The 22,278-nt window shown below is 43.9% G+C and carries 19 protein-coding genes and 1 pseudogene; 7 read left to right on the top strand and 13 right to left on the bottom strand.

Annotated elements, in window-relative coordinates; all coding sequences use genetic code 11:
- The first annotated feature begins 111 nt into the window (after window positions 1-111).
- The 3 genes from PATL_RS04645 (at window position 112) to PATL_RS04640 (ending at window position 1,884) form a co-directional block, all read left to right on the top strand.
- Entirely contained in the window at window positions 112-342 is a 231-nt protein-coding gene (locus tag PATL_RS04645) for a hypothetical protein (RefSeq protein WP_041713328.1), read from the top strand.
- A gap of 404 nt (window positions 343-746) precedes the next feature.
- The gene (locus PATL_RS22770) at window positions 747-923 is read left to right on the top strand and encodes a hypothetical protein (protein ID WP_198136257.1); all 177 of its coding nucleotides are present in this window, start codon (window positions 747-749) and stop codon (window positions 921-923) included.
- 61 nt (window positions 924-984) lie between these two features.
- A complete protein-coding gene (locus PATL_RS04640; protein WP_011573798.1) occupies window positions 985-1,884 on the top strand; it encodes an SDR family oxidoreductase in 900 nt (299 codons plus the stop codon).
- Window positions 1,885-2,130: 246 nt separating this feature from the next.
- Here the strand turns inward: PATL_RS04640 and PATL_RS04635 are convergent, their stop codons facing one another.
- Together PATL_RS04635 and PATL_RS04630 are read right to left on the bottom strand one after the other, a co-directional pair.
- Window positions 2,131-4,125 carry a CRTAC1 family protein gene (locus PATL_RS04635; RefSeq protein ID WP_011573797.1) on the bottom strand — a complete coding sequence of 665 codons (1,995 nt, stop codon included), beginning with the start codon at window positions 4,123-4,125 and terminating at the stop codon, window positions 2,131-2,133.
- Window positions 4,126-4,413: 288 nt separating this feature from the next.
- The gene (locus PATL_RS04630) at window positions 4,414-6,393 is read right to left on the bottom strand and encodes a glycoside hydrolase family 127 protein (protein ID WP_157043392.1); all 1,980 of its coding nucleotides are present in this window, start codon (window positions 6,391-6,393) and stop codon (window positions 4,414-4,416) included.
- Window positions 6,394-7,115: 722 nt separating this feature from the next.
- On the opposite strand from PATL_RS04630, the gene PATL_RS22175 reads away from it, so the two are divergent.
- Window positions 7,116-7,529, top strand: a complete 414-nt coding sequence (locus PATL_RS22175) for a CPBP family glutamic-type intramembrane protease (RefSeq protein WP_011573795.1) — start codon at window positions 7,116-7,118, stop codon at window positions 7,527-7,529.
- 148 nt (window positions 7,530-7,677) lie between these two features.
- Entirely contained in the window at window positions 7,678-8,001 is a 324-nt protein-coding gene (locus PATL_RS04620; protein WP_011573794.1) for a DUF2834 domain-containing protein, read from the top strand.
- Between the two features lie 348 nt (window positions 8,002-8,349).
- Here the strand turns inward: PATL_RS04620 and PATL_RS04615 are convergent, their stop codons facing one another.
- The 3 genes from PATL_RS04615 to PATL_RS04605 form a co-directional block, all read right to left on the bottom strand.
- A complete protein-coding gene (locus PATL_RS04615) occupies window positions 8,350-9,333 on the bottom strand; it encodes a hypothetical protein (protein ID WP_011573793.1) in 984 nt (327 codons plus the stop codon).
- A 179-nt stretch (window positions 9,334-9,512) separates the two neighbouring features.
- Complete coding sequence (locus PATL_RS04610) at window positions 9,513-10,334, bottom strand: SDR family NAD(P)-dependent oxidoreductase (RefSeq protein ID WP_011573792.1); 822 nt, start codon at window positions 10,332-10,334, stop codon at window positions 9,513-9,515.
- A 60-nt stretch (window positions 10,335-10,394) separates the two neighbouring features.
- The gene (locus tag PATL_RS04605; RefSeq protein ID WP_011573791.1) at window positions 10,395-10,748 is read right to left on the bottom strand and encodes a MerR family transcriptional regulator; all 354 of its coding nucleotides are present in this window, start codon (window positions 10,746-10,748) and stop codon (window positions 10,395-10,397) included.
- Window positions 10,749-10,826: 78 nt separating this feature from the next.
- Between PATL_RS04605 and PATL_RS22350 the strand changes: the two are divergent.
- Window positions 10,827-11,336, top strand: a pseudogene (locus PATL_RS22350) (IS4 family transposase); the annotation flags it as partial.
- 323 nt (window positions 11,337-11,659) lie between these two features.
- A complete protein-coding gene (locus tag PATL_RS04600) occupies window positions 11,660-12,139 on the top strand; it encodes a DUF2846 domain-containing protein (RefSeq protein ID WP_011573788.1) in 480 nt (159 codons plus the stop codon).
- Between the two features lie 273 nt (window positions 12,140-12,412).
- On the opposite strand, the gene PATL_RS04595 is transcribed toward PATL_RS04600, so the two are convergent.
- The 8 genes from PATL_RS04595 to PATL_RS04560 form a co-directional block, all read right to left on the bottom strand.
- Window positions 12,413-13,153 (bottom strand): FadR/GntR family transcriptional regulator, encoded by a 741-nt coding sequence (locus tag PATL_RS04595; protein WP_011573787.1) that lies wholly within the window; start codon window positions 13,151-13,153, stop codon window positions 12,413-12,415.
- Window positions 13,154-13,311: 158 nt separating this feature from the next.
- Window positions 13,312-14,868, bottom strand: a complete 1,557-nt coding sequence (locus PATL_RS04590; RefSeq protein ID WP_011573786.1) for an MFS transporter — start codon at window positions 14,866-14,868, stop codon at window positions 13,312-13,314.
- Between the two features lie 130 nt (window positions 14,869-14,998).
- The gene (locus tag PATL_RS04585) at window positions 14,999-15,649 is read right to left on the bottom strand and encodes a 2-dehydro-3-deoxy-6-phosphogalactonate aldolase (RefSeq protein ID WP_011573785.1); all 651 of its coding nucleotides are present in this window, start codon (window positions 15,647-15,649) and stop codon (window positions 14,999-15,001) included.
- 66 nt (window positions 15,650-15,715) lie between these two features.
- On the bottom strand, window positions 15,716-16,777 hold the full coding sequence (locus tag PATL_RS04580; RefSeq protein WP_011573784.1) for a 2-dehydro-3-deoxygalactonokinase: 1,062 nt from the start codon (window positions 16,775-16,777) through the stop codon (window positions 15,716-15,718).
- Between the two features lie 5 nt (window positions 16,778-16,782).
- The gene (locus PATL_RS04575; RefSeq protein WP_011573783.1) at window positions 16,783-17,946 is read right to left on the bottom strand and encodes a mandelate racemase/muconate lactonizing enzyme family protein; all 1,164 of its coding nucleotides are present in this window, start codon (window positions 17,944-17,946) and stop codon (window positions 16,783-16,785) included.
- Window positions 17,946-19,388, bottom strand: coding sequence for an NAD-dependent succinate-semialdehyde dehydrogenase (locus tag PATL_RS04570; protein WP_011573782.1), 1,443 nt, complete (start codon window positions 19,386-19,388; stop codon window positions 17,946-17,948). Before PATL_RS04570 ends, PATL_RS04575 begins: the two co-directional genes overlap by 1 nt.
- 414 nt (window positions 19,389-19,802) lie before the next feature.
- Window positions 19,803-21,218: a sulfatase gene (locus tag PATL_RS04565; protein ID WP_011573781.1), complete on the bottom strand. Its 1,416-nt coding sequence runs from the start codon at window positions 21,216-21,218 to the stop codon at window positions 19,803-19,805.
- Between the two features lie 53 nt (window positions 21,219-21,271).
- Window positions 21,272-22,024: a FadR/GntR family transcriptional regulator gene (locus tag PATL_RS04560; RefSeq protein WP_367643636.1), complete on the bottom strand. Its 753-nt coding sequence runs from the start codon at window positions 22,022-22,024 to the stop codon at window positions 21,272-21,274.
- Window positions 22,025-22,278 lie beyond the last annotated feature (254 nt).

The following is a 22,278-nucleotide window of genomic DNA, read 5'->3' as shown; positions in this document are numbered from 1 at the left end:
AGGCGGTATACAAAACGCATTCCACAACGATACATAATCGTCCATTACATCTAAGTGGCATACAGATTGCGTTGTAGATACGGCAAATTCAATAATATCTAGGAGGACTTTATGAGTAATCAATACGATAAAAATAGTATTTCGGAAACGTTTGCAGATGCCATAAGTGAAGAGGAGAAGCGCAAGTTATACAAAGCGGTTTCCAACCAACGTCACAAAGCGATGAGTACGCTAACTGGGGTAAAAACCTTTGTCAAAGCCAACCCTATCAAGGCTACTGGGCTAGCGGTATTAGGCGGGTTATTAATTACGTCCATTTTCAAAGGTAAATCCCACCACTAATTTCACGGTAATCAATGCAGCGGAGCACCCATGGCTCTCATCACCTGTTTCGCTGCAGTTCTACAATTCCAACAATAATGTTTTCAATGCCGCCGATACAAGCGCCACTTGACGTATATGACGCATACCATAAACCGACAATCTTCCTTATCAGTAGCTATTATTTTTAGCTTAAATACGGCATTGACGTGTAATTTTTTCCTCATGCTGATGCATTAATGACAAAAACCCTTCCACATCCTCATGCTCTATATTTAGCAACAGTACTAATGAATAGCTAAATCACTCATCGCAAAGTCCTTTCACTACTAATCGAGGCCTTTGGCACATCTATTGCTGAATTTCATGTGAGAAACCAAACAAGTGAATAGTCGTAGATCTTAAACTGTTAGAGGGGATACAAAGTGAAAACATTCCAAGATAGATATAATTTGCACGTTGATATTGATGCCATTGAAAATCACATAGACGGCACATTTCGCAAGCTCAACCGTACTACCCGCTCATTACATAAACCAATCCCCAGCCACCGCAGAGACAAATGGCAAGACCATAACCTAGAGCGATTATCAAGCCGTTAATCACGTTCAATTAGATCCCATCCATTCATAAAAGATACATTGTGTGAAGGAGTTTTCGAAAATGAAAAAAAATCAATTTACGATGCAGGATCCCAGAAGCCAGTATCACATGAGCGATACTGAAAAAGACAGCGAACAACCCGACCCCGGCTTAGATGAAATATTAAAGCCTAAAGCGGATCATGGTGAAGATACTTATCTTGGAAGTAACAGGTTGAAAGGTCGAAAAGCATTAATAACCGGAGGGGACTCTGGCATTGGCAGAGCTGTTGCCATTGCGTTTGCAAGAGAGGGAGCTGATGTCGTTATTAACTATCTGCCAAGTGAAGAAGAAGATGCAAAAGACACGTTACAGGTCTTAAAAGCAAGTGGCATTAACGCTTTCGGGATCCCTGGGGACATATCTGACGAAGAGTTTTGCAAAAGCTTAGTCACTCAGAGTGCTGAATGCCTCGGCTCAATCGATATATTGGTAAACAACGCGGGGAAACAACAGTTCGTCGCCGACTTAGAAGATTTAACGACTGAGCAATTCTGTCAAACTTACGCGACTAATGTGTTTGGTATGTTTTGGATAACCAAAGCTGCGGTAAAACATATGCCGCCGGGCGCCAGTATTATCAACAGTACGTCAATTCAGAGTTATCAGCCTTCAGCTGGTCTACTGGATTATGCATCAACTAAAGGTGCAATCACCAGTTTCACTAAGGGCGTAGCAAAAATGCTGATTGATAAAGGCATTCGAGTTAATGGCGTTGCTCCAGGTCCCATTTGGACACCGCTGCAGCAAAGTGGTGGACAACCAGCAAAAAAATTACCGACATTTGGTGAGAACGTTCCCATTGGCAGGCCTGGACAACCAGCTGAGTTAGCCCCTGTTTATGTGTATTTAGCTTCACAAGAATCTAGTTATGTCACCGCTGAAATCATGGGTGTAACGGGTGGACAACATCTCCCCTAATTGACATCCCCCTGAGCATGTAAACATTTTTGCTTAGAAATTAAATAAGGGATGTTGAGCATAAAATGGTTTAATACTCCTAAACTCAGGCGGTAGTGGCTTTATGATGTTCTGGCACATTAAACCATTACACGCCTTAAATCCGCTCCGATGTTATAGGGGGACTGTAACGGCTCACTAAGCATCGGGATAAGGGTCGTGCTTATTCGTACTCTGCAGTTTGCTTGCACAGTAGTACATGCAACGCTATCTCCGCGCTGCAGTGGTGTCGAAATACCCATCAATCATATTGGGTATATAGACTTTTGTTTCACCATCGCTCCACTGCACTTTGACGCTCTCCACGTGTGTACAGTTTCCTAAACCAAACAACAGCTGATTGTTGTAGGAGTCTGCGTAGGCAGAAGATGAGGCACCTACTTGTTGCTGCCATTGTCTACCGCAGGCTTGTAGCGTCGCTTTAGCCGCCAATTGCGTCGCCTTACCTGACGGAGAGCCACCTACCATAACACCGAGAAAATGATGGCTAGATTGACCGGATGTGTGATTTTCAAAGAGCCGCCATGTGCCGCGTTCATTGGCGGTAACGAGATCAAGGTCGCCGTCTTTATCGAAATCGATAACGTCTGCGCCTGCTCCCGTTGCCCCTAAGTCGTTAATAACAATGCCGTGATCCTTATGCTCAACGAAGCCATTTCCTTTATCGTTCAGATACATAATTGGCTTGTGAGGCTTCGCCATGTTGCCGTATCGCATAAACAATAAGTCCGTCCATCCGTCATTATCAAAATCAGCGGCCACCACGCTCGCCGTGGGCTGTTGGATATCAATGCCTTTAACGGCAGTCACTTCAACGTAATGCCCATTTTGGTTTTCTAATAATTTAACCGGCAGTCGCTCGATAGTGGTTGGCGTTGGTCCATCAGTCACATTTAACACAACCCCAGCAGTGGGTGAGCGCGTTTGGCTGCAGATACGCCATTTATCGTCACCTAAATAGCCGATATACAATCCAGGCTTAGACTCTGGTGATAAATACTTCATCTTAACGCCTTCAGGGCAAATATCGCTTGGCCAGCCAAGCGCTTGCTGGGGTTCAATATTCAGCGCCCGACTGCCACTTAAATCCGATTCATAGCTTTTGATGTCCTTTCGCCCGGCAATATTAAGCTTGCTTTTATTTTGGCCGAGGTAAATATCAAAATCAGGATAAGCCATTTGCAAATTAACGAGATGAAAGTTGCCATTAATGGATAGCTCTTCAATATACAGTGGCTGAAACCGGGAAAAGAAGGCATAGCGTTGCTGCGCTTTATCATAAAAAAGTTGATGACTAAATTGGTGCTTAGCGCGACTAATCGCTAAATCAAGATCCCCATCGTTGTCGTAATCAAGCTGAGCAATGGCACTAACTTCAGTCGTCTTGTAAGCATCACCTAGCACGGCTTTAGTCGCATCGATGAATTCAAAATCGGGCCCGCCGAGGGCAGCTACCATTTTCCCACCACCGAAAATAATCACATCGGGGTCATCATCATCGTTAATGTTCGTCACTATGGTTTTATAACTTAACCGTTGTGAGTAGGGTAAATTCCCCTCAAAGGTAAATGCGCCGGTGCCGTCATTTGAATACAGGTGATTTGCACCAGCTTTCGCTTGTTCAGGGGTCGCAAAGCCCGTCAGGAAGAGGTCGACACTGCCATCTTGATTTGCATCCAGCGTTTTCACCGCCCGCCCTCGCCCTTTTTCAAAGTGGTTTAACACTCTGTTTTCAGTTAGCTGGCGCGCTTTTGTTATCTCAATATGTTTAGGCTTTCTTGGGTTACTGCCATTGCCGCCGCCTTGAGCGATAATGACCTCAAGTAGGCCGTCGTTGTCAAAATCAGCAATACCCGTGCCGTGCATATCCCCAGTTTGTAACGTGTCAGGTTGGCTAAACTTACCCTTCTCATTCCAAAAAATAAGGATTTTATCGGCGTGTTCCGTCAGCAAAAGATCTTGCCAGCCGTCACCGTCTAAATCACCGACTATGGGGCCGTCCCACTTTCTACTTGCTCGCTTAGGGGATGGCAGTGCATCTTGGTTTTCTGAGAACAAAGTCTGGGCTTGGTTAGATTGTTGCGCCAGTAGTTGACTCGCAGCTTCGTTAGTAGAAGAGCGAGATGGCAACTCACATCCCATCACTATCAATGAAGAGCCAAGCAGTAAAAAGGCTTGGGCTGAAATCTTGAACGTCATCATATGTGTCTCCGGTAGTTGCTAGCTAAGCGTCGAATCGTGATGCCTTTTGGGCAAATGACCCAAGCCCAGCTCAGAGCAAATTAAAGTGCAAATTAAAGTGCAAATTAAAGTGCAAATTAAAATATTAAATAAAGGTGAGAATCACTGTGCAAAGAAAAATCAGGCCTTATTTGCTTGCCAAACGGGCCTGAGAATAAGCAAAATATAGAAAAGGCCAATCAAAACGTGAGTGGCGCTTCGATTAGCCTAACGGTGCACATCACCGAAAAAGGGTTAAATCTCTAGAGGCTATTTCCACACAACTGGAACGAACACGGTCATCTCTGCTGTGCCCCTGTTACTCCACGCGTAGTAAGGTATGAATTGCGCCTGATGTGATCCCCAGGTAGGTTTTTGTACTTCATCATACATATTTTGTGTATTGTCTTGACGCACCAACAATTGGGTTTTAATAGTCGTCATGCCGCCCAAAAAGCTTTGGTCGAACTGAGCGTCAAACTGTGCGTCAGAAGCGATATAAGCATCCAAGATCCCGGTATTCTCTGGCAAGTCCGGTGTCTCAATACAATAAACAAGTGGCCCACGTTTAACCGCAACTTGATTACGTATTTCTTCTATACGGGGGTGCCCTTCAACAAATGTGGTGTTCATGGGTAGGTCAATAGCAATTTTGTCGCCTTCGCGCCATTGGCGAGACAACGTCAGGTATTCACCGTTCTTAACGCCGTTTATCGTTTCGCCGTTCACGGTAACGGTTGCGTCTTTTGCCCACCCTGGAATACGCACTGCGATGTCAAACGATTCGGTCTTACACGCCTTTACATCTATGCAGATTGCGCCATCCCAAGGGAAATTAGTGACTTGGCTTAAAGACAAGTCACTGCCATCAAGCAGTTTTGTGTTTAAATTATTGCTGCCGAATAAGTTAACCGCTACGCCATTATCCGTAAGGCTGTAAGCCCATGCAGATACTTGCGCTATGGTCCTAACCAAATTTGGTGGACAGCAGAAACATTCGATATAAGCTTCTCTATCTGGAGATTCAGTGCAATCACAGTGGTCAGAATAGTCACGCTGGCCGAAGTTCATACGCAATGGATTGGCGTAAAAGTACTTTTCACCGTCAGCACTGATCCCCACCATCGCACTATTGTGCAGTACTAACTCAACGTTATCTGCATGCTTAGCATCACCGGTTATACCAAGCATGCGCCAGTTGAACATAGCATTCGATATATTCGCGCAGGTTTCGTTGTAGGCGGTCGAATTAGGCATAAGGTAATCATCAATAAACCCTTCGTGGATCATATTCTGATCGTCATACGCACCGTGATGGCATTGACCTAACGCACCCGTAACATACATTTTGCGCTCGTTGGCACTTGACCAAATGCTTTGCAGCGAGTCAATTAAGGCGGTTTCACCTGTTTCTGCATATACGTCTGCCGCACCAGAGTACAAGTACATGCCGGTAACAGCATGGCCAACCGCTTCTGTTTCTTCCCTTAACGGGGTTTTCATTTGGCACTGATCGCCCGTAAACCAATAAGGCACCGAGTCATGTAATTCCATCGGAACAGAGCCGCGCATTGTCACAAAAATATCCGCTAACTCAAGGTACTTGTTCACACCCGTTTCACGGTAAAGCTCAACCAAGGCCATGATTTGCGAGGGGTTAAATCCGAAACGAGCGAGTTCTTCGTCTTTAGAGGTAAATACACCATAAAGGTAATCAGCATGCTTAATAGATAAATCGAGCCAATTGGTTTGGCCGGTAACGCGGTGGTGAATAACCCCCCCTAGAATAAGGTGACCACTGTTGTAAAGCTCATGATCACATACCGCTTTCCAGCGAGGCTTGCCGAGTATTTGATTATGGGTATGCAAATAGCCATCGCTACACATGGCGCTTGCGAGCACACTGATGATCTCATCTAGTTCCGTTAATAATGCGGTGTCTTTATTGATTCCGTACACATAAATGCAGGCTTCCATCCACTTGTAGAAGTCACCGTCGTGCCACAACATGCCTTTTGCTTCGCCGTCCTGCATTTTCGCAGCAATTTTGAAATTGTTGTAAGCGTGACCAACATCCCCTTTAAGCAATTCCCCCATATGTGGCACCATGATGGTCTCGGCTTGCTTGAATTTGTCAGCCCAGAATCCCTCTGTCCACTGGCAGTCACCAATATTAATGCTTCGAAACTTTACAAACGGGCTTTTACTATTGGCGTTGATCGCTTTGTTGTGGGCATATTTTGTATTCACAATACGTTTCCTATTCATTCAGATGCTTTCGCGCCCTTGCAGGTTAGGTTTGACTCAACCTAATTCTTGGGTGCCACACGTCATTCAAATTGTTCATCAGCTATCAATACGGGATAGCATACTGACTGTTCAACAATACATTAACGTGGTTGTATCATAATTGCAAACATATGATGTTTAAATTATTCGAGAAATTTACTATATAGACTAAGTGTTATTTTGTTGTCTACTTGCCTAGATGTGTAACAGACTGAAGTGCTGATTTGCTTAGCGTGTCGGCACAAAAATGAAGAGAGGAATGAGCACATTAGCGAGGGTTGCGTCAAAAGTCCGTGGGGTCAATCAAAAGGCATCGTCGTGATAGCGGCGTATAACAGTACGCTGTTGGCACTCACTTCACTCGCTGGGGCGCAAAGCTTAGCGTAAGAAACTATTATAGGTGGGTGTAAATTATTATAGGTGGGTGTCAATGTTAGCGTTTCTTTAGCTGTCTCTGTCCATCTTGGAATTATTTTTTTTCTCCTTTTAATTTTAATTTTACCTAAAATGAAAATATTCACCATAGATATAAAGTGGGCAGCTCTCTCTTTGGCGCTATATTTGATTTATTTTTTGTCCTTTTAACGGGTGGTGAAATCATTTATATCAATAAAAAAACTCCTAGTTTGAATTGGATTTTGGATGAGGAAATAGATTGAAATTTTCTATCGACAATAGTTTTATTGATTCGCTTTAATCTTTATTTTAAAGCTGTTGATGCAGAGTTTACTCTAAAGCAAAAAACTGGATCCTGTAAGCCTGCTTTTTTCGCTTCTATTTTATTTATATTCTTCGAGCTAATCCTTTCTTTTTTTAGCGATGGTCCAGACTATGATATTGAGAAAATATTATATCAAGCATTAGCACTAGGAGTAGAAGAAGAACTTATGTTTAGAGGTCTTCTTTTATATACCTTCTCATTCGCAATTATTTCCACTCGTTTTGATATGCTTGGTGCACAAATCAATGTTGCAGGTTTGTTATTATTTTTATTATTTGGCTTAGTCCATGGGATAATGTATAACGGTGGAGAGTGGTGTTTTTCTTTAATAATTGTACTGCTTACAGGCTGTTATAGTTTTATTTATTGTGGTTAAGTGAAAAAACTGAGAGTTTAATTTCTAACAAGGCGTTCAAACGGACAAACAATAGCTAGCTGTTGTTCGTGCCTTACACATTTTAGCCCACTAGAATTTGTTCTTAAGGGGCGTCAGGGCTTAGTATTGACTCAATTAGGGGTAACATTTGACTAAATTGTACTTATTGTTAACGGTACTTGGTATTGCCATTCCTTTTGGCGCATTTATCCCCTGGGTGGTAACCAACGGTTTAGACTTTATCGCTTTATTCAATGCGGCCATTGCCAATCCAATTAGCATTTTTGCTTGGCTTGACGTTTTGGTTTCTGCTTTGGTGCTATTAACATTTATCGTTGTAGACGGTAAAAGAAATAAGGTTAAATACCACTGGTTAGCAGTTCTTGGAACTCTATGTGTTGGGGTGTCATTTGGTTTTCCCCTTTATTTGTATCTAAAAGAAAAACAGCACCTTAATTCAATAGTGCCCTAACGCGACGTTCTAACGAATCCCCTCATAATTTTTAGCAGAAACAATAATATAGACTCGCATGGCACCGAATTATATAGACACCCATGGTAATTCAAGGGGAATTATATAGACACCCATCTTTAGAGTCGTGCCACCGAATTATATAGACACCCATCTTTAGAGTCGTGCAAAAAACGCCCCTGCTTAGAACGAAAAAATCCCCTCAATGAGCGTCAAAGTACTTTTGGGTTTAGTGATTGAGAATTTTCCTGGAATATTGAGTGCTGAGTAAGTAAGCGGCCCGCAAGGTCAATTTTTACGCAAGGGATTAGGCTACAAGATATGCATGATATGTACTGTTCGAATGATTTAGCCGCGCCTTAATAACTCTTTTGCTTTGGTCATTCCTCGCAGCCGTTGATGGTGGGTATGGCGTTTAAATGCATTCATCATTTGCTCCGCACCTGCTGCGTAGCAGAAGTGTTTTTCGAACTCCGTTGTTAACGTTAACCACTGAGCAGCATCTAAGCCTAATCTTTGTAGAATAGGACTGTGGATATTATCGATATGACCGGCCTTATCATCTCGAATGAATCGGCCTGTCGTGTCTACCAATTCACAATAGTCTTTGAGTGAATATGCGATACCTTGAGGCATTTCTTCACGAGGATTTCCTACGAAGGGCATTAAAATGCACTGTTGTGATTGTTGATTCTTAGCGGCATGAATGCGCTTTTTGATACTGGTGTGCCTTGACGTTTCAGGTGTTTTTGCTATTTTTGCACGAATGGGGTTTAAGTCCACATAGGCCATACACGCTAGCACCGCACTTTCATCTAACAGGGCTTGTGATTTAAATCGCCCCTCCCAGAAACGACCGGTGCAGCCATCCTCTTTATTGGCTTCACGAGCAATATACTCATTTAAGTCACGCATAAACCAGCTTATGTCGTACAAACGTTGCCGATAGGTTTCAACGGTCTCTTCAAAGGTGATTAGCTCGCTTTGGCTCAGTGCATCGCCATTCATGAATTTCTGAGTCAGCAAAGTGCCTCTGTGCAGCTTGTGATAACGCCTCAACACTTCATGGCTATCCCAATTATCAGCCATTGTTTTATCCACACATAGCACCACATGCGTGTGATTATTCATGACCGCATAGGCACAGATGTCTATGGCGAATACCGTAGATAAAAACAACAAGCGCGCTTCAACCCAGCCTCGGCGATGCTCGTAACTCTGACCAGAATGCGTATCGACTCCGCACAAGAATGACTGGCGTACACACCGGGAAACGCAATGGTAATAAGGGGTATCGATTAAACTGATTTGGCTTTTTCGAGGTTGAGGCATAATCCATCGACCTGACAAAAATGAGACACCAACCAAGTCTAGTTAAGCCCTGAAAATTTACCATTTTTATTATGGGTGTCTATATACAGCCTTCTATATACAGCCTCTTTATACTGTCGGTGTCTTTATACTGTTTATACTGAAGAATATAAATTAGCTATTAACGCCATAGTCTCTTGTTATGCGTTTTTTCGCTGGGCGATATTATTTAAGACACTATTTTTGAACATGTTGGCAACAGTTATTACTGCTGTTTTCCGTGAAACAAAACGAGGTACTAATGATGTTAAATAATTAACGCATCCAGATACTACGTATACACGGTTTTTCCCATATGCACTTAATGCATTGTTTACAACTTTTCCTGTTGATGAAAACTTCATTTTTGATGTATCTGCATTTGCTCTTTTCATAAAGTTAGATTCGGTTACACCAGGGCATAAGGCCATAACTCGAATGTTTGTATCTAACAATTCACCTGATAAAGCTTCTGAAAAGTTCAATACGAAAGCCTTACAGGCGCCATAGACTGCTTGGTAAGGTAATGGTTGAAAAGATCCTGTAGAGCCAACATTAATAATACCACCACTGTTTTGCTTTTTCATATGCGGGAGAAATAAGTGAGTAAGCTCGACAAGGGCATGCATATTGAGCATCATCATTTTATGATAGTTTGAAAAGGTTTCGTCTGAAAATTCACAAAACTTTCCAAAGCCGGCATTATTTATTAAAAAATTTACTGGTAAATCCATGTCGTCAATTTTTGAAAATAGCAATTGGGCACCACCAGGTTCACTAAGATCAACATCTATTGTTTTTACCCAAATACTCGAATTTTTAGACTGTAATTCTTTCGCTACCTCAACAAGAACACTGTTTGTTCTGGCTGTAATGATTAAGTTTGCATTCTGGCTGGCAAGTTGATGGGCGAACTCTTTACCAATACCAGAAGATGCTCCAGTGATTAGTACCGTTTTGTTCTTGAACGTTAAGTTTTTCATTATAATTATCTCTGTAATAAATTTAGAAATAAAATATAACCCTTGCCCCTAAGGGCAAGGTCAAGAAAACTTTGTCATTAAATCGATTTTAAATTTTTTTAATTCTCTAATCTTAGATTGTAAGGCTTCGGATTCTTTTTCTAACTCGATTACTTTTCCATCTATATGAGCAGAAACAAGTGGAATAGGAAGTTTTTTTTCAGTGATTTTTTTAGATACAATCTCTTTCAATTCATTGAGACTAAACCCTAGGAATTGAGCTCTTCGAATCATGCTTATGACCATTACATCATGTTCGCTATAAGTACGATAAGTCCCACTTCTTATTGGAGAGGGTATTAATTCTATGGATTCATAATAACGAATTGCTTTACGAGTAGCGCCTGTAATTTCAGCAACTTTACCAATTAACAAAATAGAACTCCCAGATTGATAAACACATAACGCCTCATCCTAACGAATCCCCTCATAATTTTTAGCAGAAACAATAATATAGACGTACATGGTGATATTTATATTTTACACGATTTGCTCAAAAAGCATTGCCCTAATCTACATACCAAACACCTTTCCTGTTTGATGTTTGCCCCCCTATTTCTGCTAGATGGTCAACAACTATCGTTGACCGAATTGGGACGAAATATTTCAGGCTCAGTGGCCCTAAATCACAATAAAAAACGCATCCACAGACTGCTTGATAATAGCAACCTACATAACGAACGGCTCGATATCTAACGTTGGCACGCTCGTGTGCTTTGCGGTGCCAACCCCATCCCTGTTGTCTTTGTAGATTGGTCTGGAGTGCGGGACCAACTTAGGCATTTAGAGTTACGCTCTTCGGTCAGTGTTCAAGATCGCTCTATTGCGCTTTATGAGTGCGTATTCTCCTTTGCTGAATACAACTCTCCTATCAGTCACAACACCCTATTACGTCAGTTAGCGAGTATCCTGCCATCTGGGTGTTGCCCATTGATTATTACCGATGCAGGTTATCACAGTCCCTAGCCTCGTTTGGCTTTTCAAAAATACGCCAAGTTATTAATTTAACTATGGAAAATATTTTCACATAGGTTTTAATAGGAAGCAGAACGTTTCGTTAAACTGAGGTCTCCTTTTGCTTTTGCTTTTGCTTTTGCTTTTGCTTTTGCTTTTGCTTTTGCTTTTGCTTTTGCAACTCAGAGTGGTTTTACTCGCACGATAGTAAAAAATACTGAATAAAATCAGAAGCTAGGAATTTAAAATGACGAAAGCAACAATCAAATCGAGAAGTTACATATACGACATGCTCGGTAATAGGCGTTAGAAATTAAAGGTAAACATCGAGTATGAATAGCGTTTTAGTAATCGTTTTAAGTTTGATTTTAGCCGCATGTGCCGGGCCAATTGCGAAAGGTTCTAAATTCATTAAACATACATATATAGCAAACAATGCTTCGCTGGTTTATTTGTACAAGCCATATAGTAATGACGGTGTAACGGTATGTTTAAAGGTGCTTTTAAATGATATTGAGCGTGGGTGTTTAAGCGGTAAAGGGTTTATTCGACTCAACCTTGAACCAGGCAATTATAAAGTGGTTTTAAAGCCTGATGCATTCCTGACCCACAACTTGATGGAATTTGATGTTTCACTTCAACCAAATCAGGTCAGCTATTTTGAATATACCACTACATCAGATACTCCGCCCAAAGATGCAGTTGCAAAAAGGTTCTATTCATTTGCAGGTATTTCTGGCCACAATCTAATTGTGGAAAGAGAAGAGAATGACGCTTTAAAAACACTGTCGAGGCTATTTGAATCAAATTAATTGCTAACAAGTGCATCATGGTGAGAATTTTAATCGCTGGAAAAGTGCTCCTCAAATCCCCATATGCCAAGCTTAAAATCATCAAGCTAGAACGGCTGTTATTTGCTCTTTTAAGCCTTTAGAGGCTGCCCCGTAACGACCGATTCGGTGCATCAAATAGTGGTGTATCTTTGGGGTAAAAATCAGCCGATAAACCTCTTATGAACAAAAACACCAGCCTAAGCTGATGTTTCATTATTTGTCGCTTACTTACTGAGTCATGTTAGCTACGGGCTATTTGTACTTAGCGACTTTATCAAGCAAACGGTGATCTGCATCTTTAAGCAGGTTTGCGGTTAGCTCTTCTGCCAAGTTCGCATTGCGGCTGGCAATGGCGTTACACACTTCACGGTGAAATGGCACTGAGGTTTTATTTGCTCTTGGATCTTTGTTGGTTAAGCGAATACTAACTAACAAAGCAGAGTAAATGACGCCCTCCATCGCTTTTAAAAACTCATTGTGGGCGGCTCTCAAAACCGCGCGGTGAAACTCAGCATCAGCGATAATGAAGTTCTCCACCGTGCCTTCTTCTTGCTCCATAGCGACACAAGCGGCTTCGATTTCAGCTATGTCTTCATCTGTTGCACGCTCAGCTGCCCAGCGAGAGGCTTTAGGCTCAAACGCTAAGCGGATTTCCATCAACTGCTTTAAGAAAGAAGGGTTAGGTGGTGCAGATAAGTGCCATGCAAGCACATCATCATCCAGCATGGACCATTGATCCCGAGCGCGAACGCGGGTACCAATCCCTCGGCGTACATCGAGTAAGCCCTTGCCGACTAATATTTTAACTGCATCGCGAATAACCACTCGGCTGACCTGGTAACGATTCGCTAAGGTGTTTTCTTCATCGATAAGTGTGCCTGGCTCATAAGTGCCAGCAACAATGCGTCTGCCTAATTCACGTGCCACTTGAACCGGCATACTCGGTGTCATGGTCGCCGTGCGCTTAAGATCGTAATATACGAGTTCGCTCATGATAATTGTCTAAACATAATATGTTAAGTGATGCCATAAATGTATCACGCTTACATCATGATACAAAGCACATTACCCATCAGCCTGGGTAAATTATTGCGAAGTCAATTGTTAACCATACGCTCCTATGGACTGAGACTGTTCATTTGTCATCACACTCACACCTTTACTAAATCACGTTCGATGTCTTCAATGCTTTTGCCCTTAGTTTCCGGCAGTATTTTTGCCATAACCAACATGCCAATAAACGCGATAATGCCGTAGTTTAAGAAGGTATTCGCCGCACCTAAATTCTCAAGCTGCCAAGGAAAAAACTGCTGTATTACGTAGCTTGAAATACTCTGCACGAACGCTGCAACAGGTAAGGCCACGCTGCGCACGTTGTTCGGGAAGATTTCAGAAAATATCACCCACATAACAGGCCCTATCGACATATTAAATGCCGCTAAGAATGCAAAAAGTCCAAACAGAACAAAGAATGCATTGATGCTAATGGTCGAGTTAATAATCGCACCACTGACCAAGGGTAAGTCCTTTTTACTATAAATGCCGGTTAACTCTCGCTTAAGATCAACGTCCGTGGCGTAGGTTTTACCTACTAGCGGTTGCAGTAGTGTCACGTCAATGTCGCTTTGCTGAATTTTTACGATTGCCTCTTGGCTCAACTCATAATGGGCGGACTTAAATCCGTACCAGATAGAGGTATGAGCAATACTGATGAATAGCAACCCGATGAGGGTCAAATTCCGGCGCCCCCATTTTTCTACAAAACGAATGGCGACTAAGGTAAAAATAACCGCTACCAAACCGAGAATAACGGTTTGCATAAAGGTGTCTTCTACCGACATACCAATTTGCTCGAATACCGTAGGCGCATAGAACAACACAGCGTTCATACCACTTGCCCCTTGCACAATGGCATACCCAAACGCCACACATAGTACGAGTGTAAAGCGCTTACTGAAAAGTGTTTTCAACTGAGTAATCGGTGTGTTTTTCGACTCTTTGTTCAGGCTATCTTGCACGGCAACAATTAAGCTTTCTATTTGCTCTTTAGGGGCTATTTTTGCAAACGCTTCGCGCGCTTCTTCCAAGTGACCTTTAGCGACCAACCACCGAGGCGAGCGAGGCACAGTTAATAGCAGCAGAAACCAGATGATGTTTGGTACTAGCTCAAAACCGAGCATCAAGCGCCATACGTTTTCGTTGTCTATCCACGCGATAGAGTCCATAGATAAAACAAGGCAATAGTTAGCCAAGAAGGCCATCAAGCTACCTAGTGTGATTAATAGCTGGTTGATAGAGACAAACTTGCCCCGTTTGTCCGCTGGTGCAATTTCACCAATATACATGGCCGACACGGTAATCGAGGCAAACGCCACTCCGCCAATGAAGCGCCCCACCACCAGCATGGTGTAACTCGTGGCAAATGCAGAGAGCAAAGTAGACAAAGAATACGTAAGAGCAATGGCAAGCAAGACCTTACGACGACCAAATTTGTCGCAAAAAGACCCGGTGAACAAAAGCGCTAAAATAACGCCTAAAATAGCCACCCCAACCACGGTGCCCGTTTGCATGCTGCTGAGTTCGAATTGCGAGTTTACAAAACGCAGCGCACCCGAAATATTGGCAGCATCTAAACCGAATACAAAGCCGCCAAAAGCAGCGATGATCGCGAACTTAGTGACATTCCTGTCGACTTCACTGTTGCGCATGTTAAATTCCAACTTGGTTAGTGGTCAGTCGATGCGTATACGATCACAGCTGCACAGTGGCTATAAGCGCGGTGCGTTGACTCACCTGATATTTTTATTATGAAATGTAAGAGACGTTGAAGTTTATCCCTTAATTGCCCTTCGTTTTGGCCTGCGCCGCGCGACATGCACGTACATACCCTTGAGCATTTTCAGTGACTTGCTCCACAGTCATGCCGGCTTTATATAAGCCTGAGCCCAAACCAAAACCACCCGCGCCAACGTCAACAAAGCCACTCATGGTTTCATTTGATACACCGCCTACAGGTAACACGGGTACGTCTTTGGGTAACACGGCCATCATGCCCTTAAGGCCTGCAGCCCCTAGCGTATCAGCCGGGAAGAGCTTTATCCCATCGGCCCCCGCCTCAATGGCGCTAAACGCTTCTGATACCGTGTAAAAACCAGGCACTGAATACAGACCTTTGGCTTTTGCATGGCGTATAACATCGGCGTTAACATTGGGTGAAATAATAATGCGACCACCCACAGCCTGAACTTGGTCAACCTGCGCGCAGCTTAAAACAGTGCCTGCGCCGATAATCAACTCATCACCAAAGACCTCGACTAAGCGCTTAATGCTTTCTAAGGGTTGAGGTGAATTGAGCGGTACCTCAATAATATTAAACCCTTCAGCTTTCAATGCTCTGGCCACTGGGATGACTTCATCTGGGGTGATCCCACGTAAAATAGCAACCAGTGGCAGTGCATTCATGGCGGCTTGTAATGTCATTGAACTCATTGTGCTTCCTTTGAAATTTTTGTTAGCCCGTCGGGTGTATAAGTTTGTGCCCGGCAGTGACGCCGCCTACAATTTACCGGCGACTTTGGCAATATTGAGCATGCCCAAGCAAGATGCAGTTTCAGCATCAACGCAGCGTACATTGAGGGATGTGCTGGCAATTACTCGCTTATAAAGTTTGCTCAGTGCGGGCGCTCCCACAAGGATAATCTGAGTATGAGGCCCCCCTGAATTAGTATTTTCGGCAGTATTGATATCATTGGGTTGATACACACTGAGCATGTCAAACACTTCGGTGCCAATCAGCATTCCTGACAAATAACTGTGCACACCCGAGGCGAGCAAATCGTTATTCAGTACTTTGCTGCGCGCGCTGAATAATTTGTGTAGTAACGAACCTGGTGCGCGGGCGGTTTTTACCCCTTCATCAAAGGCTTCACCATCAAACATCTCGCCGCTATTGGTATTTTCAGGATTAGCAACGTGCTGACACATTTTGCCTAAAATACTATGGGTGTTGAGTAGCGCAAACAATTCCCCTGTCATATAAGTACTGAACTGGGTAATGTGAGAGAGCGCAATGCTATTACTGCTAAGGCCGCTAGCCTCGATAGGTGCCATCGTAACCTGCGCCCATTTAGAATGAGTGCCCGGCAAACACACAAGTGGGGTTGCTTGGACGGCATTTGGATAAGTTGCGCATAGCGCCCCAAAAATTTGCACCTCTTCCCCGCGCATCACGTCGACTTGGCCGAAATTGGACAGTCCTTTTACGCCAGGCACAATATAGGGTTGTCGCTGTCTATCATGGGCTACTGAATTTGCTACCGAGCATAAATTTTTGGCTAAGTCAGCCAGTGTGGCTGGGCAAGCAACATAACCTGCATCCTGCCAACCTTGGGCGCTGCCTACCATGCCCGCCAACATAACGGGTACTGCTTTCTCTCTCAGCCACGGCTGTAATAACCCGCTCAACTCAGGGCCATATTGCCCCGCGCTAAAATTCAACACTCCTTTATCGCTTTGCAGGCGTGCTAATACCTCACCCATGCCATCAATAAGATAAGCGCGTAAGTTAGAGCTGCCCCAATCAACGCAAATCAAGACTGCTCGATTAAAGTCAATCATTGGGGTTAATACCCTACTGAGTATTTTTTAATGAAGTCGAGGTTTGGCTCAATCCCAAGACCCGGGCCTTTAGGCAATGCAACAAAACCATCATTGCGTTTCACTTGTTCGTTTATCTCTAATGAGTCGACCAATAACTCCTCACGGAAGCGATTAGGGGTCGTGTCATATTCGAGCATAGGTTGGACTGGGTGGGCCGCTCCAGGGAAGTCCGGCAATGCTGCCAACAGATGCATATTAGTGGCAACCGCAACAGCTGACCCCCAAACATGGTTCACAACAGGCACAAAATGAGCTTGAGCCATCGCCAGTACCTTTTGGTAATGGGTAATCCCGCCTAGGCCACACACTTCTGGTTGGAGTATGTCTACGCAGCGATTTTTAATTAAATCTCGGAATCCCCACACAGTGAACTCCCCTTCACCACCGGCAATGTTTACATCAAGGGCCTCGCATAGATCGCGGTAGCCTTGTAAATCTTCTGGTGCAACAGGCTCTTCAAACCAAGCGACGCCTAGACGCTCTAATTCGCGCCCTAAAGGTATTGCTTCACGTGTTGTGTAAGCATGATTGGCATCGACCATTAATGGCACATCTGGCCCAATGGATTTACGCACGGCTTCTACTAAGCGCACGTCTTTTTCCACCCCAAGGCCAATCTTCATTTTCATGGCTTTGAAACCTTTGTCTAAAATAGCGGCGCTTTCAAGCTCAAATCTGTGCTCTAAATCCGGTACGCGCTGTAACATCATGCCATAACCGTAAACACCAATTTTCTCTCTAAAGGCACCACCAAGCAATTGATAAACAGGAACATTATGAATTTTACCTGCGATGTCCCACAACGCGATATCAATGCCTGACAAAGATTGAATAGGCATGCCTTTTTGGCCGTGGTCACGCATCAAGTTATAAGCTTTGTGCCAGATCACTTCGCGATCTAGTGGATTCATGCCCAATATCATCGGCTGAATCACTTTCTCAACAATGGTTTTATTGGCTAGCGCAATATTGCCGCCGCCAAAACACTCCCCCCAACCTGTCACGCCAATATCCGTGCGGATCTCGACTAGGTGCGTCGTGCGCTTAAAATAATATTGCTGGGAATACCCTAATTCTTCGTCTAAGTCGTACTGTAAAACGTGGCTAATAACTTGAGTAATTTTCATTATGCTTGTCCTTTGCCTAACGCAGTAGAGATGCGCTTAACGGTGAAATATTCTTCTAGTGAAAGATGTGAGCAGTCAACGCCCACGCCGGATTGCTTTACACCGCAATGGGGCAAGTGAATAGCATATTTAACGCCATTAACATGCACCTCACCAAAGCGTAAACGCTTGGCAATACGCTGCGCGCGCTCTTCGTTTGCAGTAAAAATGAAGGACGATAAACCTGCGTCTGTGTCATTGGCATCTTTGACCACTTGCGCCTCTTCATCAAAGGTCAGTATGCTGATCACAGGTCCGAAGACTTCTTCGCGATAGATGTTGGCATCTCGTGTCACACCTTTAAGCACGGTAGGGGCATAAAACGCGCCCTTAGGTAAATGCGCCGGGCGGCCTGAGCCGATAAGCACTTCAGCACCTTTTGCCACCGCATCGTTGACTAAAGCGTCAATGCGTTGCCATGCTTGCTGATCAATTACCGGGCCCATATCGATAGCGTCATTACGGTCGAAGCCAACCTTTACCGCTTGGGTGCGAGCCAATACTTTTTGATAGAATATTTCAGCCACATCACGGTGCACAAAAACCCGATTCGGCGCGACACAAATTTGACCTGCGTTCTCAAACTTCAATCCACAGACAATATCAGCGGCTAAATCTACATCTGCATCGTCAAAAATAAGAACGGGTGCATTGCCCCCTAGTTCCATGGAATAACGCTTGATTGATGTTGCCCCTTGCTGCATCACATGCTTACCGGTTTCAGTAGAGCCAATAAGGGTAAGTAAGGCCGGAATGGGTGAAGATGAAATCGCATCACCAATTTCTTGATCAGGCCCACAAACGATGTTCACCACACCTGCAGGCAAGCCTATTTGTTGGCAAATTTCCCCAACCGCGAGGGCGGAAAGGGGTGTTTTTAGAGACGGTTTAACCACGATGGGGCAACCAGAAGCGAGCGCTGGGCCTAACTTATAGGCTAAATTCAACAGGGGGAAATTCCACGCTAAAAAGGCCGCGACCACACCAACCGACTCTCGCACGAGCACATGGGAATGAGTGCCTTCTTTGTCTTCTAAAGTTTCAGCCGCTTGCTTTTGAATGTCGCTAGCGAAAAAGTCCAGGCTGTCTAACAGCATTTCAAAATCGCCTTGGGTACTCGCCCAGCTCTTACCCATTTCAAGGTGAATACACTCCCGTAGGTGAGTTTCGTTTTCTTTAAGCGCGGTCTTTAACTTCATCATCCATTCAACGCGCTCGCTAATAGATGTACTTGACCAACTGTCGTAGGCAGCATCAGCTGCTTCTAGTGCCTTTAGCGCAAGAGCCCCATCAGCAACGCTAACCTCGGCGACGACTTTATCGTTAGCGGGGTTAATAATAGAGACCGATGCATGACCGCTGTGCAAGGTGCCATTGATGTACATTTGTTTAGTAAGAGTCATGTCCGTCCCTTAATGCGAATAACGAAATGGATTAAAGCGTATGAACACATTTAAACATATGATGTTTAAATTAACAATATGTATTGGTGACGAAATTGTTAACTAAATTTGCAGTGTAATGGAGGAATTGTGGGTATCTGGCGAATAATAAATATAAAGAGGCAACATGCACATAAATGATGGCGTGCACTCGGGTGGGGCAAAGAAAGAAAAACAGCGGAAACGGGTGGGCTAATGGGTCCAGGCTTTAAGGACTAAGAGATAAGGGCTAGGGCTAAGGGCTTAACAAGAATAACCAGAGTAAAAAGTAACACGCTGGGTATCTTTTCATTGTATTAGTGTGGTGCCTAACCCCCTAACAAGAAAAATGCTGACTGTTGTAAAGTCAGCATTGCTCTGGCCATTATTGTGTTTTTATTCTAAGCGTTTTGGTACGCGGTACTTGTCCATGCGATTTAAATCGTATTCCTCAAACTGGCGCTTAAGCAACCATAATGGGCGCTCTAGTGTCATTTCCCAACTGAAGAAATCTTTGTACATTTGCTTAACACGCTCAGGCTCTTGGGCGGCTAAGTTATGTTGTTCACCAATGTCATTAGCAAGGTTATACAATTCTGCAGGACGGTCTGGGAAGCGCAATAACTTCCAATCTCCTTGGCGAATAGCTGCGCGAGTTTCTTTTTTCCAGTACATGCTCTCGTGAGGTGCCTTGTTATTTTGGCCTGTTATATAAGGCATCAAATCCACGCCATCCAATTCAGACATCACCTCTTCACCGCCACCCGCTTTAAAGAATGTGGGTAATAAGTCGAGCGTACTGACGGGTTTATCGTATACCTTTCCAGCAGCTAGCTTAGCAGGCCATTTAACCAGAAAAGGCACGCGTATTCCCCCTTCCAAAAAGTTTGATTTAGTCCCTGCTAATGGGTAGTTAGATGAGGCGTTTTTATCCGTAGGGCCGCCATTGTCGTTGCTGAACACCACAAGAGTGTCATCTTCCAAACCCAGCTCCTTGAGTTTGTTTAGCACTGCTCCGCTGGCTCTATCAAGTGCGAGGGTCATGGCTGCAACTTCCTTGCGCTTGCCTTTTAACTGAGGAAACTTCGCTAAATCTTCTGGCGTGGCTTCCATTGGTGTATGCACTGCGTTAAATGATAAGAAAATAAAGAACGGTTTATCAGGCGCTTTTTCAATAAATTGATTGGCTTTCTCGGCTAACACATCGGTCAAATACCCTTCGTGCTCTTGAAATTGATCAATACCGTGTTCAAGTTTTTTGTCAGTAAATACGGCAGATTTGCGCTCAGGGGCATTGACTTCATAGGCCCAGTAGCTGCGATCGCCGCCGCGAAAGCCATAAAATTCGTCGAAGCCACGGTGCATAGGGTGCAATTCATCCGTACCACCTAAGTGCCATTTACCGTAGAACGCCGTGCGATACCCAAGAGATTTCATGTAGTCACCCATAGTGACTTCATCTAACGGGATCCCCATTTCTGCCCCTTTTATAGCAGAGTGCTCACTCATATAACCCGGCACGTTTATTTCTTCGTAACCGAATTTTTGCTGGTAGCGCCCTGTCATGATGCCCGCCCGAGATGGGCCGCAAGTAGAGTCCGACACATAACCTTGGGTAAATCTAACACCTTCGCTAGCAAGCTGATCCAAATTGGGTGTTTTCATTGTTTCGCTGCCTTGAAAACCAAAGTCAGCATACCCTGCATCATCGGAAAACAGAAAAACGATATTCGGTTGCTTGGCGTAACTTAACGAAGTGCACGCCACACTGATAGAAAGCGCTGCTACAACGCGATGAAAAACTGATTTCATAATGTAAACCCCAATAAGGTAAGTCATCTTAAAAGCGCCATTCGCGCTAGTGTTTAGTCGACGCTTTCGTCAACCGTGTGTTGCAACCGCTCGCTGGCATCACGCAGTAATCGGTCGGTTAATTGTTCAGCCTTAGTGCCATCTCGGTTAGCAATGGCTTGGAAAACTTCAAAGTGAAAAGGCAGCGATGTGCCGTTCTCGATGGGATCTTTATTGGTGACGCGAATACTGACCAATAAAGCCGAATAAATGACACCTTCAATGTCTTGCAAAAATTCATTGTGCGCCGCGAGCAATATGGCGCGGTGAAACATTGCATCGGCTTTGATGAACTTAGTGACTGACAGCTCATCAGCTTGTTGATACTCGTATTTAACCATGTCTTGATATGCCGCTTCGATATTGGCTATGTCGGTATCCGTCGCGCGCTCTGCCGCCCATCGTGCAGCCTTGGGCTCAAATGCTAATCGAATTTCCATCAGTTGTTTTAAAAAGCCTGGTGCTGGCGGCGCTGATAGGTGCCATGCTAAAACATCATCATCTAGCATTAACCAGCGGTTTCGAGAATTAACCTTGGTACCTATGCCTCGCCTTACTTCAAGTAAGCCCTTACTAACCAATATTTTCACCGCATCTCGTATTACGACTCGACTGACCTGATAGCGCTCTGATAATGCGTTTTCATCGTCAATCAAAGTGCCTGGTTCAAATTTCCCAGCAACAATACGTCTACCAAGCTCACGAGCAACCTGCACAGACATGCTGTGAGATATCGTTCCGGCTTGCTTTAAATCATAAAAAGTCATTTCATTCATAGATTAAATATAAACATATGATGTTTATATTTCAAGTGAATTCTGTATTTATAATATTTAGCGTTTAGTAAGGTGCTGACGTTCATCACGGTTGAACAAAACCAGTGAAATATTGGAAGCTAGATTGCAGTAACCCTTCTCGCCTAATCACGTCTCGCACGAAGCCTGCAAGCTACCTTGCACTTGTTTGATGCTGTCGAAGCATCAATAGCGGCGAGACTTATCTGTCACACTTGAACTGATAG

This window comes from Paraglaciecola sp. T6c (genome assembly GCF_000014225.1).
GTDB classification, from domain to species: Bacteria; Pseudomonadota; Gammaproteobacteria; order Enterobacterales; family Alteromonadaceae; genus Paraglaciecola; species Paraglaciecola atlantica_A.
Note: the sequence above shows the minus strand (reverse complement) of the source record. Positions and strands in the feature narration are given on the sequence as shown.